The sequence below is a fragment of the Klebsiella oxytoca genome, from assembly GCF_009707385.1.
In the GTDB taxonomy this organism is placed as follows: Bacteria; Pseudomonadota; Gammaproteobacteria; order Enterobacterales; family Enterobacteriaceae; genus Klebsiella; species Klebsiella oxytoca_C.
In genome coordinates this window covers 4,725,340-4,741,465 of sequence record NZ_CP046115.1, presented here as the reverse complement: position 1 = coordinate 4,741,465, position 16,126 = coordinate 4,725,340, and the positions used below count along the sequence as shown (strand labels likewise).

11 protein-coding genes, 1 tRNA gene and 1 pseudogene are annotated in these 16,126 nt (G+C 55.2%); 4 read left to right on the top strand and 9 right to left on the bottom strand.

Features of this window, described 5'->3' with window-relative positions; genetic code table 11:
- Window positions 1-464: 464 nt before the first annotated feature.
- From GJ746_RS22075 to dhaK, 4 genes are all read right to left on the bottom strand, one after another.
- Window positions 465-2,114, bottom strand: a complete 1,650-nt coding sequence (locus tag GJ746_RS22075; protein ID WP_154682110.1) for a glycerone kinase — start codon at window positions 2,112-2,114, stop codon at window positions 465-467.
- A gap of 67 nt (window positions 2,115-2,181) precedes the next feature.
- On the bottom strand, window positions 2,182-3,603 hold the full coding sequence (gene dhaM / locus GJ746_RS22070; protein ID WP_154682109.1) for a dihydroxyacetone kinase phosphoryl donor subunit DhaM: 1,422 nt from the start codon (window positions 3,601-3,603) through the stop codon (window positions 2,182-2,184).
- A 10-nt stretch (window positions 3,604-3,613) separates the two neighbouring features.
- The gene (gene dhaL, locus GJ746_RS22065) at window positions 3,614-4,246 is read right to left on the bottom strand and encodes a dihydroxyacetone kinase subunit DhaL (RefSeq protein WP_154682108.1); all 633 of its coding nucleotides are present in this window, start codon (window positions 4,244-4,246) and stop codon (window positions 3,614-3,616) included.
- Between the two features lie 10 nt (window positions 4,247-4,256).
- A complete protein-coding gene (gene dhaK / locus GJ746_RS22060) occupies window positions 4,257-5,327 on the bottom strand; it encodes a dihydroxyacetone kinase subunit DhaK (protein ID WP_154682107.1) in 1,071 nt (356 codons plus the stop codon).
- 595 nt (window positions 5,328-5,922) lie between these two features.
- Between dhaK and GJ746_RS22055 the strand changes: the two are divergent.
- The 3 genes and pseudogenes from GJ746_RS22055 (at window position 5,923) to GJ746_RS22045 (ending at window position 9,502) form a co-directional block, all read left to right on the top strand.
- Window positions 5,923-7,021: pseudogene (locus tag GJ746_RS22055) on the top strand (glycerol dehydrogenase).
- Between the two features lie 105 nt (window positions 7,022-7,126).
- The gene (dhaR, locus tag GJ746_RS22050) at window positions 7,127-9,040 is read left to right on the top strand and encodes a dihydroxyacetone kinase operon transcriptional regulator DhaR (RefSeq protein WP_154682106.1); all 1,914 of its coding nucleotides are present in this window, start codon (window positions 7,127-7,129) and stop codon (window positions 9,038-9,040) included.
- A gap of 138 nt (window positions 9,041-9,178) precedes the next feature.
- Entirely contained in the window at window positions 9,179-9,502 is a 324-nt protein-coding gene (locus GJ746_RS22045; RefSeq protein WP_154682105.1) for a DUF1889 family protein, read from the top strand.
- Between the two features lie 96 nt (window positions 9,503-9,598).
- On the opposite strand, the gene GJ746_RS22040 is transcribed toward GJ746_RS22045, so the two are convergent.
- A tRNA-Ile gene (locus GJ746_RS22040) sits at window positions 9,599-9,674 on the bottom strand.
- Between the two features lie 124 nt (window positions 9,675-9,798).
- Here GJ746_RS22040 and mug point away from each other — a divergent pair.
- A complete protein-coding gene (mug, locus tag GJ746_RS22035) occupies window positions 9,799-10,305 on the top strand; it encodes a G/U mismatch-specific DNA glycosylase (RefSeq protein ID WP_154682104.1) in 507 nt (168 codons plus the stop codon).
- Between the two features lie 307 nt (window positions 10,306-10,612).
- On the opposite strand, the gene GJ746_RS22030 is transcribed toward mug, so the two are convergent.
- From GJ746_RS22030 to rpsU, 4 genes are all read right to left on the bottom strand, one after another.
- Window positions 10,613-11,215 carry a TetR/AcrR family transcriptional regulator gene (locus GJ746_RS22030; protein WP_227852828.1) on the bottom strand — a complete coding sequence of 201 codons (603 nt, stop codon included), beginning with the start codon at window positions 11,213-11,215 and terminating at the stop codon, window positions 10,613-10,615.
- A gap of 283 nt (window positions 11,216-11,498) precedes the next feature.
- Entirely contained in the window at window positions 11,499-13,343 is a 1,845-nt protein-coding gene (gene rpoD / locus GJ746_RS22025; protein WP_154682102.1) for an RNA polymerase sigma factor RpoD, read from the bottom strand.
- A 228-nt stretch (window positions 13,344-13,571) separates the two neighbouring features.
- Window positions 13,572-15,317 (bottom strand): DNA primase, encoded by a 1,746-nt coding sequence (gene dnaG, locus GJ746_RS22020; RefSeq protein WP_154682101.1) that lies wholly within the window; start codon window positions 15,315-15,317, stop codon window positions 13,572-13,574.
- A 236-nt stretch (window positions 15,318-15,553) separates the two neighbouring features.
- Window positions 15,554-15,769: a 30S ribosomal protein S21 gene (gene rpsU / locus GJ746_RS22015; RefSeq protein ID WP_001144069.1), complete on the bottom strand. Its 216-nt coding sequence runs from the start codon at window positions 15,767-15,769 to the stop codon at window positions 15,554-15,556.
- Window positions 15,770-16,126 lie beyond the last annotated feature (357 nt).

Sequence of the window (16,126 nt, the reverse complement as noted above, 5' to 3'; positions counted from 1 at the left end):
CCTGACCCGGGCTACCAGACCTGCAGACAGCGGTGAACCTGTAGCCCGGGCAAGGCGCGTCAAGCGCCGCCCCCGGGAGCAGGGCACAGAGCGGGCGAATTTCCCGGAGGCGATACTGGCGCATCTGTCCGGGCTACCAGACCTGCAGACGGCGGTGAACCTGTAGCCCGGGCAAGGCGCGTTAAGCGCCGCCCCCGGGAGCAGAGCGCAGAGGGGGCGAATTTCCCGGAGGCGATGCTGGCGCATCTGTCCGGGCTACCAGACTTGCAGACGGCGATGAACCTGTAGCCCGGGCAAGGCGCGTCAAGCGCCGCCCCCGGGAGCAGAGCGCAGAGCGGGCGAATTTCCCGGAGGCGATGCTGCGCATCTGTCCGGTCTACCAGACCTGCAGACGGTGGTGAACCTGTAGCCCGGGCAAGGCGCGTTAAGCGCCGCCCCCGGGAGCAGGGGCGGTGTCAGAGAGACTATTTCTGCGCCAGCGCTTTAAACACCATGGCCACCGCGTGGGCGCCGGGGTCCATATTGCCGCGCAGGCTATCGCTGTTCAGGTACGATGCGCGCCCGGCACCTGCTTTGCTGGCGTGAAGCGTCCGATCCGCACCCGCCTGTGCCGCCGCGAAAGCGGCCTGCAGATTTTCCGGTTCGGCCAGCATTGCCGCCAGGGCCGGCTGCAGGGCGTCAATCATGGTTCGGTCGCCTTCGTCGGCACCGCCGTAAAACTTCATCTGCGCCAGACCGGCGTTTAGCGCTTCGGCGACGCTTGCTCCCTGTTCCAGCTTCTGCCCGGCGGCGGTAAAGAAAATCGACATCAGCACGCCGCTGGAACCGCCCATCACGACGGTCAGACGCTCGCCAATCAGCGCAAATAGCGTAGCGAGGTTAGCCAGCGGCAGCTGGCGACGCTGTAATAAATCGGCGATGTCGCGCGCGCCGGCGGCAAAGGTGGAGCCGGTATCGCCGTCGCCGACTTTGGCATCCAGCGCGTTAAGGTTCGCTTCCAGATCGGATAGCGTACCGGTCACCCGCTCAACGTAGTCCGCCACCACGCTATTTTCCGAAGGTTCAAACTCCACGCGGCTGCTGCGCAGCGATGACGGCATCACGCTGACTGCGCGCGGCTGCACCGGTGTCTGCCAGCCGGCGGTTTCTACCGTGGAGAGCAGCGCTTTCTCAATACTCTCTTCCAGTACGATGGCGGTGAGGGAGAAGCCTTTCATATCCAGCGCGGTGACCAGCGACGCCGGGCCAATCAGCCAGTCAATACGTTGATGCAGCGGAGTATGCGCCAGCTCGCGGGTCAGAATCGCCATTTCGGCAACCGACACGCCGCCGAGATTATTGATCATTACCGCCAGGCGGCCGGTTTCCGGCAGGGCGGCGCTGAGCTTCTCTACCATCAGCTTAACGATTTCCGCACTGTTCTGGGTGTTGATGACCGAAGCGCCCGGTTCACCGTGGATCCCCATGCCCAGCTCGGCCTGGTCCGGATGCTGGCGCGGGGCCGCTTCCGCATCCTGCGGCAGATGACAGCTGGCAAGGGCCAGCCCGAGGCTGAAAGTATGTCCGGCGGCATACTGCGCTTCGCGCAGCACGGTCGCCAGATTGTGTCCGCGTTCGGCAAAGTAGCCGGCCACCTTATGCACCAGACTCGTCCCGGCAATGCCGCGAGGGTGTTTGTTATCCGGCAGAGAAATATCATCGCCAACGATCAGCATTTCGACGTTATAGCCCATGCGGCGCGCCTTCTCCGCTGCCAGGCCGAAGTTCAGGCGATCGCCGGTATAGTTCTTGACGATCAGCAGACAGCCCGCGTCGCCGGTCACCGCCTGGATGGCGGTCAGCACCGCATCGACGCTCGGCGAGGCAAACAGATCGCCGCAGACGGCGGCGGTCAGCATGCCTTTACCGACGAAGCCCGCGTGGGCCGGTTCGTGGCCGGAGCCGCCGCCGGAGATCACCGCCACGTTATTTTTGTCGAGATCGCGGCGCACCACCACGCGAATGGCGGGATCGCTCTCGAGCCGCGCCAGGTTATTCCACGGGCTGGCGATAATGGTTCCTTCAATCACTTCATTCACAAGGTTGGCGCGCTGATTAAAAAAGAATTGAGACATAACGGATCCTGAAAGTTAAGCGAGTTCCCGGAGGAGACAGCCTCCGGGAAGTGAAGGTTAGAACAGGCTAGCCGCGAGTCACGCGTTTGCCGGGGATATCAAGAGCGACGCTCTCGCCGTTTTGCAGGCTGGTCAGGACATCGCGCTGCTGACAAAGCAGCGCAATGCCTGCCTGACGGGCGATAATGGCGCTGTGAGAAAGCTCGCTGCCGTCCTGCAGGCAGATCCCTTTCACCTGACCTGCGTCGAGCTGCAGAACGGTAGAAGGAAAGATATCGTCGGCCACGAGGATCGAAGGGCCGTCAAACTGCGGTAGCACTTCGTTGCTCCCGTTAAGGTGACGCAGCGTGCGGTGCAAAATATCGTCAATATCAATATAGCGCGCCTGCAGGTAAGCATCGTCGAGATGGCGATATTGCTGGCTTAAATCGGTCAGCACCTGATGCCATGCCCACGCCGCATTACACTGCTCGTCGTGTACGATATCGCACGCCACTGCATATAAATCAGGGTCATCAAGCAGGGTATGATGTCCGGAGAAGATGGCCGCGATATCGGCGGAATACTTCTCTTCCGCAAGACTGGCCAGCGCGTTAAGGTCTTCCAGCGTCTGGTCGATGGCCCGTTTCAGACGCAGCTGCTGCTGACCGATATTGGCGTTTTTTTCCCGCGTAACCTTGTCCTGAGGTTGCGGGTAGAGCACGACCTTACCCTGAACCCGATCGCCGCTGGTGGGCTGAAGCGCGGGCGCCGCCTGCGCTTGCTCGCCGAAGTTCTGCGCCGCCAGAGCCTGGAAGGCCGCCAGCGCGGCGTCGGCGTCAGGGCCGCGGGCCAGCAGTCTTAAAGTATCGTTTTGGCGTACCTGCAGCAGGGCGATTTGGTTGATGCTGTCCGGCGTCACGCATTTCCCCTCTTTCTCCAGCACCAGGTCGGCATTGAATCCGGCCAGCGCGGCGACCAGCTTTGACGCCGGGCGTACGTGCAGGCCGTTGTGGTTTTGAATTACCACGGAAACCGAGCGCGCGTCGCCGTCGTCGGCCAGCGCGGCGGTATCCGGAGCGCGTTGCGGTTGCGATGGTAACCCCAGCTGTACACGCTTTGCCTCCAGCGCATTCATGGCGTCGTCGATCACCTTGTCGATGCCGGCTCCAGCGGCGGCGCTCACTGTTGCTGCCAGAGTGCCTTCAACCAGCGGCGCCGCGCAAAGCCTGACCTTTGCCGCAATCGCCGGATCGAGCAGATCCAGCGCGGTTTCGGCGCTCAGCAGGGCGCTGCCGATATCCATCATCACCAGCACATGATCGGCGTCAGCGACGGATTCGATGGCTTCCATAACCTTAAGTGGATCGGTGCCGATCGGGCTGGTGGGATCGTCAATCCCGGCGGCGATCGCCAGCTTGCAGCCATCGTTCATTAACATCTGCCGGGCCAGTTCTCCGACACCTTCGCCCAGACGGGCGCTATGAGAAACAATAACCAGGTTTACCATCGCATTTTCCTTACTCTTTAGCCGCTGCGGCCAGCATCTGAACCATAAACATCACTGAGGTTGCCCCCGGATCCTGGTGCCCGATGCTGCGTTCACCCAGGTAGCTAGCCCGCCCTTTGCGAGCCTGCATGGCGATAGTGGCGTGGACGGCGGCTTGCGCCCGTTCGCAGGCAGCGTCAAGGGCGGCCGGTAATGACAGGTGCTGTTCGCTGGACTGACGCAGCGACTCCACTACCGGCAGCCAGACGTCGCACATGGTTTTATCACCCGGCTCGGCTTTGCCGCGATTTACCACGCCATCCGCGCCTTCGCGAATAGTTTCATAAAGCTCTTCCAGGGTCAGGCTCTGATGGGCCTGAGTCACCTGGGCGGCGCGAATAAAGAAAGTGCCAAACAGCGGGCCGCTGGCTCCGCCGACGTTGGAGAGCAGCGTCATACCGGTATTCTTAAGAATGAAGCCAATGTCTTTATCGGCAATCGACGGCAGCTTTTCTACTACTTTGCTAAAACCACGATGCATATTCAGGCCGTGGTCGGCATCGCCGATTTCCCGATCCAGACCGGTCAAAAAATCGCTCTCTTTCGTGAAGATATCGCCGCAGCGATAGAGCCAGTCTACGATTTGCGTTCTGCTTAATGACATGTCGTGCTCCTTATTTTCCCCAGTTCAGCGCCGGGGTGTGAACCGGGGCGTCCCATAATGCCAGGGTCTCGTCATCGGCTTTTAACAGGGTGATGGAAAAACCGACCATATCCAGAGAGGTACAGTAGCTGCCAATAAGATTGCGCTCGATGACGATGCCGGTTTCCTCGCAGCGCTGCGTCAGACGGTTATAGACGCCGTAGAGTTCGGACAGCGGCGTGGCGCCGAGGTTGTTGACCAGCGCGATAACCCGATCGCCTTTTTGCAGCGCCTGTTTGCTCTGTGTGACCTCCTGCCACGCGCCTTTCACGTTGTCCCAGTGGCGCAGCGTGCGGCTATAGGCGCCGTTTTCCAGCAGGGTATCGAACATTTCGTCAACGGTGCGATCGAGGGAGGTGAAGCGGCGGCGGTCGATGCCCGGTTCGCCGTGAATGCCGACGCCGAACTCCATCTCATCGTCCCGCAGTTCGAACGAAGGCTGGCCGGCGGCCGGGACGGTACAGGCCCCAAGCGCGATGCCGATAGAGTGGCCGAGGTTGTTAAGCTTGCGCCCCAGTTCAGCGCAGGCTGCCAGCGAGTCGCCGCGTTCGGCGGCCGCGCCCACCAGTTTTTCAATCAGTACGGTATTGGCTACCCCGCGCCGTCCGGCGGTGTAGAGACTGTCTTTCACCGCCACGTCGTCATCGACTACCACAGTAGTGACCTTGACGCCGCTTTCGTGCAGCAGTTCGGCGGCGGTTTCGAAGTTAAGAATATCGCCGGTATAGTTTTTGATAATCAGCAGTACGCCTTCGCCGCCGTCGATCGTCATGGCGCACTCAAACATTTTATCCGGCGTCGGGGAGGTGAAAATTTCCCCCGGACAGGCCCCGGAAAGCATGCCGTGGCCAATATAGCCGCAGTGCATTGGTTCATGACCGCTACCGCCGCCGGAAAGCAGCGCCACTTTCCCGGCCACCGGCGCATCGGCGCGGGTGACGTAGACCGGGTCATGATGCAGCGTCAGTTCAGGGTGCGCTTTTGCCAGGCCCGCCAGTTGTTCACTCAGGACATCTTCGACACGGTTAATCAGTTTTTTCATTGTTTATTCTCCGTCGGAGTTTCGATGCGGCCTCTCTGCTGACGGAGGCGGTCATCGTGTAGGGGTACCGCCTGACGATATGCGATGTCCGGCGATGTAGTGATTCTGGCTGAGTTAACGGAAAAAAAAATCGTCATAAAACGAGTTTCATTACGAAACGTGATTGTTGAATTTTGTTTCGTAATGGAACGTTTTTGGCGAAGGAAATGGAAAAATGCGAGCTAAGGCAATTTTTTAAACCCGCTTCAGATGTCTGCAAGGGATGGCCAGAGAGAAATTTTGTCCTGTCTTGCTGGTTGTAGTGGTGAAAAACGCGGTCAATCCCCCGTCCGGAATGCTTTTTTTACGCTGAACGAGCGGATCGAGATCGCAATCCCGCCATTTCATATAAATTTATGTTCCAATATGAAACGATAAAATACGCGCCTTGTTTCATATCGGGACAAAAAGGGGAAAGATTTTTTTGCCCGCAGCTCGCCCTACAGTGATGGCATCGCTCAGGTAACACTTCCATTCCCGCTCTTAATACGAGGCCGGAAGAGGAGATACCGGAGCTCATCGTGTCAATACATGCACTTATTTGAGGGTGAACGGAATGCTAAAAGTTATTCAATCTCCAGCCAAATATCTCCAGGGACCAGATGCATCCACTCTGTTTGGGCAATACGCTAAAAACCTGGCGGAGAGCTTTTTTGTGATTGCTGATGACTTCGTAATGAAGCTGGCGGGAGAGAAAGTGCTGGAAGGTTTGCACAGCCATAACATCAGCTGCCATGCGGAGCGCTTCAACGGCGAGTGCAGCCACGCTGAGATCAATCGCCTGATCGCCATTCTGAAGCAGCACGGCTGCCGCGGCGTGGTGGGCATCGGCGGCGGCAAGACGCTTGATACTGCGAAAGCGATCGGCTATTACCAGAAGCTGCCGGTGGTGGTGATCCCCACGATAGCCTCCACCGATGCGCCAACCAGCGCGCTGTCGGTTATCTATACCGAGGCCGGTGAATTTGAAGAGTATCTGATCTATCCGAAAAATCCGGACATGGTGGTGATGGATACGGCGATTATCGCCAAAGCGCCGGTGCGCCTGCTGGTCGCCGGGATGGGCGATGCGCTTTCAACCTGGTTTGAGGCTAAGGCCTGCTATGACGCCAGAGCGACCAGCATGGCCGGTTGGGCAGTCGACGGCGGCGGCGCTGAGCCTGGCTCGTCTGTGCTATGATACGCTGCTGGCGGAAGGCGAAAAGGCCCGCCTTGCCGCTCAGGCCGGAGTGGTGACCGATGCGCTCGAACGCATTGTCGAAGCGAATACCTACCTTAGCGGAATCGGCTTTGAAAGCAGCGGCCTGGCCGCCGCGCACGCCATTCACAACGGTTTCACCATCCTCGAAGAGTGCCACCACCTGTACCACGGGGAGAAAGTGGCGTTTGGTACCCTGGCGCAGCTGGTGCTGCAAAATAGCCCGATGGAAGAGATCGAAACGGTGCTGAACTTCTGCCATACCGTGGGACTGCCGGTTACGCTGGCGCAAATGGGCGTCAAAGAGGGCATCGACGAGAAAATTCAGGCAGTCGCAAAAGCGACCTGTGCCGAAGGCGAAACCATCCATAACATGCCGTTCCCGGTAAGCGCGCAGAGCGTGCATGCGGCGATTCTGACTGCCGACCTGCTTGGACAGCAGTGGCTGGCGCGCTAATTTAGCGTCGGTCTGCCTCGACTCGTAAACGAGAAGCGGCATTTTATCCCCCTCTGGCGGTTGCCGCCGGAGGGGGTGTCGTTTTATGCAACAGCGGAAATGGATATGACTGCGCAGACTCAGAGCTTTCCCCTGGTGATAACCCAGTCGTGGCATCGTTGCAGCAAGTTTATGCAGCGAGAAACCTGGCAGACGCCGCATCAGGCGCAAGGGCTGACCTTTGAATCGATTTGTCGCCGTAAGACGGCGCTGCTGACGATTGGCCAGGCGGCGCTGGAAGATGCCTGGGAGTATATGGATAATCGTCCCTGCGCGTTGTTTATCCTTGATGAGTCCGCCTGTATTCTCAGCCGCTGCGGCGATCCGCAGACCCTTGACCAGCTGGCGGCGCTGGGGTTTCGTGACGGCAGCTACTGCGCGGAAAGCATTATCGGCAGCTGCGCGCTCTCGCTGGCCTCCATGCTCGGACAGCCGGTCAAAACGACGGGCGAGGAGCATTTTAAACATGCGCTGCACGGATGGTCGTTTAGCTCCACGCCGGTGTTTGATAACCATGGGCGTCTGTTCGGTTCCATTTCGCTGTGCTGCCTGACGGAAGAACAGGCCTCGCCTGACCTCTCCCTGACCCTGGCTATCGCGCGGGAAGTGGGCAATTCGCTGCTTACCGATAGCCTGCTGGCCGAGTCGAATCGCCATCTTAACCAGATGTACGGCCTGCTGGAGAGCATGGATGATGGGGTGATGGCATGGAACGAGCAGGGCGTTTTGCAGTTTCTTAACGTGCAGGCCGCGACGCTGTTGCATCTTGATGCCCAGGCCAGCCAGGGTAAAAATATTAATGAACTGGTCACGCTCCCGACCCTGCTGCGCCGGGCGATAAAACACGCGCGTGGGCTGAACCATGTGGAAGTCACCTTCGAGAGCCAGCATCAGTTTGTCGACGCCGTTATCACCCTCAAGCCGATCGTTGAAGAGCAGGGCAACAGTTTTATTCTGCTGCTGCATCCGGTCGAGCAGATGCGTCAGCTGATGACCAGCCAGCTTGGTAAAGTGAGCCATACCTTTGAGCAAATGTCGGTGGACGACCCGGAAACCCGGCGGCTGATTCACTTTGGCCGACAGGCGGCGCGCGGCGCTTTTCCGGTGCTGCTGTGCGGTGAGGAAGGTGTGGGCAAAGAGCTGCTCAGCCAGGCGATTCATAATGAGAGCGAGAGGGGCGGTGGGCCTTATATCGCGGTTAACTGCCAGCTATATGCCGACAGCGCCCTGGGCCTGGATTTTATGGGCAGCGCGCCGACGGACGATGAAAATGGTCGTCTTAGCCGTCTTGAGCTGGCTAACGGCGGAACGTTGTTTCTGGAGAAAATTGAATATCTGGCGCCGGAGCTACAATCCGCGCTGCTGCAGGTGATCAAGCAGGGGGTATTAACCCGCCTTGACGCGCGTCGACTGATCCCGGTGGACGTTAAGGTGATCGCTACCACTACCGTCGATCTTGCCAACCTGGTGGAACAAAACCGTTTTAGCCGCCAGCTGTACTACGCGCTGCACTCTTTTGAAATCGTTATTCCGCCGCTGCGGGCGCGGCGTAATAGTATTCCTGCGCTGGTCAACAATCGTCTTAAGAGTCTGGAGAAGCGTTTTTCCTCGCGGTTGAAGATGGATGACGATGCGCTGGCGCAGCTGGTGGCCTACTCCTGGCCGGGTAATGATTTTGAGCTGAACAGCGTTATCGAGAATATCGCCATTAGCAGCGAGAACGGCCATATCCGCCTGAGTAATTTGCCGGAATATCTGTTTGTCGAGCGGCCCGGCGCCGATGCCGGATCGTCGCTGCTACCCGCCAGCCTGACTTTCAGCGCCATTGAGAAAGAGGCGATTATCCATGCCGCCCGCGTTACCAGCGGTCGGGTGCAGGAGATGGCGCAGCTGCTGAATATTGGTCGCACCACGCTGTGGCGCAAAATGAAGCAATACGATATCGACGCCGGTCAGTTTAAGCGCGGACGTATAGAGTAGTTTTCTGGGTTACCGGTTCGTAATAATTGAGCAGAAAATCACCACGCAAGCGTTTAGCTACGCTCTGAATCAAATAAAGGCAATGTTCTCTTTGATATCCCGGCGATGATGGGTCCATAGTGTAAACATGTTCATTACGTGGTTAATTTTAAGGATAAGAGCATGCCAACAGCAATCGATAAAGCCCTGGATTTTATTGGTGGTATGAACACCTCGTTACCGGTGCCGAATACTATGGATGAAAGTACCGCGAAGGGAATCTTGAAGTATTTGCATGAATTAGGCGTACCGGCCAGCGCTGCGGACGTTACGGCTCGCGGTGAAAAGGAGGGCTGGAATGCCGGGTTCACGCAAAAAGTCGCCGGATGGGCAGACAAAATTGCCTCAGGCAACCGTATCATTATCAAAAATCCAGAATACTTCTCTTCTTATATGCGGGAACAGCTGCAGGCGCTGGTCTGAGCCGAACGTTCCACAAAATCATCCTGAACTGCGATATCTTGCGGATAGCGTATAAAACAAAAGGAGCTGCGATTTCTCGCAACTCCTTGTTTTGTCTGGTGGCCCCTGCTGGACTTGAACCAGCGACCAAGCGATTATGAGTCGCCTGCTCTAACCACTGAGCTAAGGGGCCGTGGCGAGGGATTATAAAGTAACTGTTGCCCGCAATCCAGCCTAAAACGCACGCTTGCTGTTTTTATAAACAATGTATTTTCAATCCTTTATAATTACATTTTAGGTATTGAGCTGGGGAAAGCATGATCAACGATATTCTGGCACCGAACCTGCGGGTGGTTTTTTGTGGTATCAATCCGGGGAAGTCTTCCGCCCATACCGGTTTTCACTTTGCCCATCCGGGTAATCGCTTCTGGAAGGTGATTCACCAGGCCGGGTTTACCGACCGTCTTCTGAAGCCTGAAGAGGAACTTCAACTTCTGGATACCCGCTGCGGAATAACCATGTTAGTTGAGCGTCCGACTGTGCAGGCGAGCGAGGTAGAACTGCTTGAGCTTCGTGACGGAGGCAGGGAGCTGATACGGAAAATGGAAGAGTATCAGCCGCGTGCGCTGGCTATCCTTGGTAAGCAGGCTTTTGAGAAAGCGTTTCAGGTGCGCGGGGCGCGATGGGGTAAGCAGCAGGTAACTATTGGCGCAACCGAGGTATGGGTATTGCCAAATCCCAGCGGACTCAACCGGGCGACGCTGGATAAACTGGTAGAGGCCTACCGGGAGCTTGATGAAGCGCTGGCATCGCGAGGGCTTTGATTAATCGCAGGTGATTTCATGCGGTTAAACATTCTGATAGTGCGACATATTTTCGCCGTCATCGTCATCGTCAACGTCACCGGCGTGGGATGATTACTTGTGACGGCTGGCTTAAGCCTGAGGTTTTTGCCAGCCGTGCTCGTAAGCGCCTGCCATTTTGTGCTGAAGATAAAATTTCGCTATCCTCAACAACTTATATGGTGCTACCCGTAAAGTATCTGTTATCGGCAGCTACTTTTTGCTCGCCTGCCATTATTTGTGAAGATAATCCCGGTAGACTTTCGCCCGGGACCTTGTCTTTTACTCATTATCTATTGCTCTCTTTCTCTATTATCGACAATAAAGCTTCAAAAGCGAAATTGAGAAAGAGAGTTCGATCTTTATCAAGGTGCTGTAAAAAACAGGTTTCTTTAGGTGAGGATTTTTCCACCAGTCCGCTCAGACATAGCCAGAACAACATCATAATATCCGCGACAGGAGCGTTGAGTTCGATCTCCTTTTTTTCAACGGCGGCAGTGAAGCGGGTTGCGATAAGATGATTTATCTTTTCGGCAGTGATGCGGATGTTTACCGCGATTTTGCTATCTTCAGTTTTTTTCTCAGAGCCTGTGATGTTTCCCGTTATCCCCGGGAAATAGGCTGATTCTGTGTCGTGCAGAGTAAGCAGCGCGTGACAGAGCTGCAGAAAAAACTCGCGAAATGAACTTTGTTGACTGGCTATTTGTATTATTTTTTGATGGAAATGCGTTATTGCCTCGAAAATAAGATGGTCGAGAATATGCTGCTTATTTTCAAAGTAGGTATAAAGCGTTGTTTTACTGAAACCTACGGAATACGCAATATCTTCCATAGTCGTTCCTTCTATGCCACGGCTTAGAAATAACGCATTAGATGAGGTCAGAATTGCCATTCTATTAAAATCTGCCAGCTGAATTTTATGCTTGCCTCTCATATTATTTCCCTATGGTTTACGTTCCATTTTGTGTAGTGAATTTTATCTGTAAACCATTAGTACAAATGTAAAACTGTGAGTCCAGATGTTTATCTTTTGCTTAATAAATAATAAGGTTCTGACGCTGAATATATATTAAAAATATCTCGATATAGTGTTGGATATTTATTAGGTGAATAGTTTTATGCAGATATAAAAAAAGCCAGTCAGATGACTGGCTTCTTGAGGGAAGTGACGATAATTAATCGTCGAGGAAGCTACGCAGTACTTCAGAGCGGCTCGGGTGGCGCAGTTTACGCAGCGCCTTCGCTTCGATCTGACGGATACGTTCGCGGGTTACGTCGAACTGTTTACCTACTTCTTCCAGCGTATGGTCGGTGTTCATGTCGATACCGAAACGCATACGCAGAACTTTCGCTTCACGGGCGGTCAGGCCAGCCAGAACGTCGTGAGTGGCGGCGCGCAGGCTCTCGGTGGTGGCAGAGTCCAGCGGCAGCTCGAGGGTGTTATCCTCGATGAAATCACCCAGATGCGAATCTTCATCGTCGCCAATTGGCGTTTCCATGGAGATCGGCTCTTTGGCGATTTTCAGCACCTTACGAATTTTATCTTCCGGCATCAGCATACGTTCGGCCAGCTCTTCCGGCGTCGGCTCGCGCCCCATCTCCTGCAGCATCTGGCGGGAAATACGGTTGAGCTTGTTGATGGTCTCAATCATATGCACCGGAATACGGATGGTGCGCGCCTGGTCTGCGATAGAGCGGGTGATTGCCTGACGGATCCACCAGGTTGCATAGGTGGAGAACTTGTAGCCGCGGCGGTATTCAAACTTATCAACTGCTTTCATCAGACCGATGTTGCCTTCCTGGATCAGGTCAAGGAACTGCAGACCGCGGTTGGTGTATTTCTTGGCGATTGAGATAACCAGACGCAGGTTCGCTTCAACCATCTCTTTCTTCGCACGGCGGGCTTTCGCTTCACCGATGGACATACGACGGTTGATATCTTTTACCTGCTCGATGGTCAGGCCGGTTTCTTGTTCAATCTGCTGCAGTTTCATCAGACTGCGCTGAACGTCTTCTTTCACGTCAAGCAGCTTCTCTGACCACGGCTTGTTCATGGCGATGGCCGCGTTGAACCAGGTTTCGCTGGTTTCGTTGCCGGTGAACAGAGTGATGAAGTTTTTCTTCGGCATTTTGCACTGTTCAACGCACAGCTTCATGATGATACGTTCTTGAGTACGAACGCGATCCATCATGACACGCATGCTGTTAACCAGGTAATCGAACTGCTTCGGCACCAGACGGAACTGTTTGAACACTTCAGACAGCTTGAGGATCTCTTCCTGCGCTGCGGCGTGGCTACGACCTTTCGCTTTGATGGTATCGCGGGTCAGTTCGTACTGCGTACGCAGCTCGGCGAATTTCTCGCGCGCCAGCTCAGGGTCGATGCTGTTGTCGTCATCGCTGCTGTCGTCGTCTTCTTCTTCATCTTCGTCTTCGTCGTCATCCATCTCTTCCTGAGAGAGTTCAGAACCGACGTGAGTCGCCGTTGGCGCCAGGTCTTCTTCGGCGTTCGGGTCAACAAAGCCGGTGATCAGATCGGACAGACGCGCTTCTTCCGCTTCAACGCGATCGTACTGCTCCAGCAGATAGGTGATCGCTTCCGGGTACTCAGCAACCGAGCACTGTACCTGGTTAATACCGTCTTCGATACGTTTAGCGATGTCGATTTCGCCTTCGCGCGTCAGCAGTTCAACGGTACCCATTTCACGCATGTACATGCGTACCGGGTCGGTTGTGCGGCCAATTTCAGACTCAACGCTGGAGAGAACCTGCGCGGCGGCTTCTTCCGCATCTTCGTCGGTATTGTTGTTTGTTTCAGCAAGCAAGAGATCATCGGCATCCGGTGCTTCTTCCATCACCTGAATGCCCATGTCGTTGATCATTTGGATGATGTCTTCGATCTGGTCGGAGTCGACGATATCTTCCGGCAGATGGTCATTGACCTCGGCATAGGTCAGATAGCCTTGCTCCTTACCACGTTGGACAAGAAGCTTCAGCTGTGACTGCGGGTTTTGCTCCATAAGACGGTATCCACACTTAATTCGTTTGATTGGTGTAGGCAGACGAACTGCCAACATTTAAAGCGAGGGCGTACTTATATTATTGCCGCTGCGCCTCGGGCGGCTGTCGGGGGCTTCCCGAACGATATTCGGCACTTAAGCCGTTAAATACTTCATCCTTCAAGTTATCTCTGCGTTAACTTCGTTCTGTTATCGCCTGGTACAACTTGAAGGATTTTGTCTTTCAGTTTATTTCTTCGCCAGTTCCTGGCTGATAGTCCAGAGTTCCCGGCGTTCCTCACTGCTTAAACCGTGTGTGCGGTCGCGAGCTATCAACTCTTCTTGCCGCAGTTCCAGCAGTGAATCAAACATATGGTTGAGCGAGTCGGTGAAGGTTTTTTCAGCAATATCCTTATCTGCTATATCGTCCCACATCGACAGTTTTTCAAGGGTTGCGGCTTCATTTGTGCCGCGATACTGCTCTAAAAGCTGCCCGGTGGTCAGTCCAGGCTGCGACAAACAGGTTTTAACCAGTTCGTTGAATAAACCAAGCCCCGGAATTTTTCGCGGGTCCAGACCTTCTAAGGGCGGCACCAGCGGGGCCAGGTCCGGATTTTGTACCAGTAGCCCTATAAGTATACGCATGGTAGTGCGTTTTAGCTGCGGAGCAGGGCGCTGGATGCCATTTTCAGACTGTTTTGGCATTAAACGTTCAAGCTGCGCATCGTCTAAAATCCCCAGTTTGTTACCCAGCTCCTGACGCAGATAAATGCGCAGCGTTTCTCCCGGCACCTGGGTGATCAGCGGCAGAGCCAGCGTGCTCAGCTGCGCGCGTCCGTCCGGCGTGCTCAAATCAACCTGCGGTAGCAGGCTATTGAACAAAAACGTCGAGAGCGGCTGAGCCTGCTCCATCCTCGCTTCAAACGCGGCTTTCCCTTCTTTACGTACCAGCGTATCCGGGTCTTCGCCATCCGGCAGAAACATAAAGCGCAGCTGACGCCCGTCGGTCATATACGGCAGCGCCGTTTCCAGCGCGCGCCAGGCGGCATCGCGGCCTGCCCGGTCGCCGTCGTAACAGCAAACCACCTGATTGGTGACCCGAAACAACAGCTGAATATGGTCCGCGGTTGTCGATGTCCCCAGCGATGCAACGGCATAGTTAATGCCGAACTGCGCCAGTGCCACCACGTCCATATAACCTTCGACCACCAGCAGGCGAGACGGTTCAGCGTTGTCCTGCTGCGCTTCATAAAGACCGTACAGCTGGCGGCCTTTATGGAAAATATCGGTTTCCGGTGAGTTAAGGTACTTCGGCAGGGCATCGCCCAGCACGCGGCCACCAAAACCAATCACCCGGCCTCGCTTATCGCGGATGGGGAACATCACCCGTTCGCGGAAGCGGTCGTAGCTGCGTCCCTGATCGTTAGTGACCAGCATGCCTGCATCAATAAGCGATTGACGATTTTCCTGATTACCGCCAAAACGTTTTAAGACGTTGTCCCAACCGGGAGGGGCATAACCAATCGCAAAGCGCGTAATTACCTCGCTGCTTAAACCGCGTTTTGCCAGGTACTGGCGCGCGGAATCGGCGGCGGGTTGCATCAGAGACTGTTGATAAAACGCGTTCAGACCATCCATCAGCTGATAAAGATTTTGCCGCTGATGGCGCTCAATCTGGCTGGGTCCGCTACCTGCTTCGTACGGCACTTCAAGATTATGCATGGCAGCCAGCTCTTCGACGGTTTCCACGAACTCGAGCTTGTCGTAGTTCATCAGGAAGTCGATAGCGTTGCCGTGCGCTCCGCAGCCAAAGCAGTGGTAAAACTGTTTTTCACCGTTGACGGTGAAAGAGGGGGTTTTTTCGTTATGGAACGGACAACACGCGTGAAAATTTTTGCCCTGCTTTTTCAGCTTTACCCGCGCGTCGATCAGATCGACGATATCGGTACGCGCCAGCAGGTCATTGATAAATACTCGTGGAATTCGTCCAGCCATATGCCCCTGTTTTTTGATGACTCATATACACAAAATCATTCAGGATGCATCAAGGCGGCAAGGGAGCGAATCCTCAGGAGCGTACATCAGTACGTGACTGGGGTGAGCGACTGCAGCCAACACAGAGGCAGCTTGAATGATGACGTGTATAAACGAAAATAAGCCGCGCATTCCTTTCGGAAGCACGGCCTTACAACTACAACTCGGTCTGAATTGAGAGCCTGGCTCCCAACAGATTAGTACAGACGAGTGCGGCGTGCGTTTTCGCGAGCCAGTTTCTTCGCGTGACGTTTCACTGCGGAAGCTTTAGCGCGTTTACGTTCGGTAGTCGGTTTTTCATAGAACTCACGACGACGAACTTCCGCCAGAACACCTGCTTTTTCGCATGAACGTTTGAAGCGACGCAGCGCTACGTCGAACGGCTCGTTTTCACGTACTTTAATTACCGGCATGTAACTCTCACCTTTGATAAATTCGGTTTGCCGCTGGCATCAGCGCCAGCTTATTTCAAAATGGTGCGGAATTTTACTGCAATTGCTGCTGCTTTGTAAAGCACCGACGCGATTTTTGAAAGGGACTTTTATAAGGACAGGGAGTATACACGAAGTGAACGCCAGGGGTGAGGAAAGTTTTATACCCGTCGTCTTTCAGCCCGCAGGGGCGTTGGCTTTTGAGTTACTCGTCTCATCCATGAGACTCGCCCTTATGGGCCGTCGTTCCACGACGTTCAAATCTGTTCCTGACAGATTTGTCGCTTACCCCAGTCACGTACTTTCCGTACGCTCCGGGGGATGCGCTGCGTCGTCGCC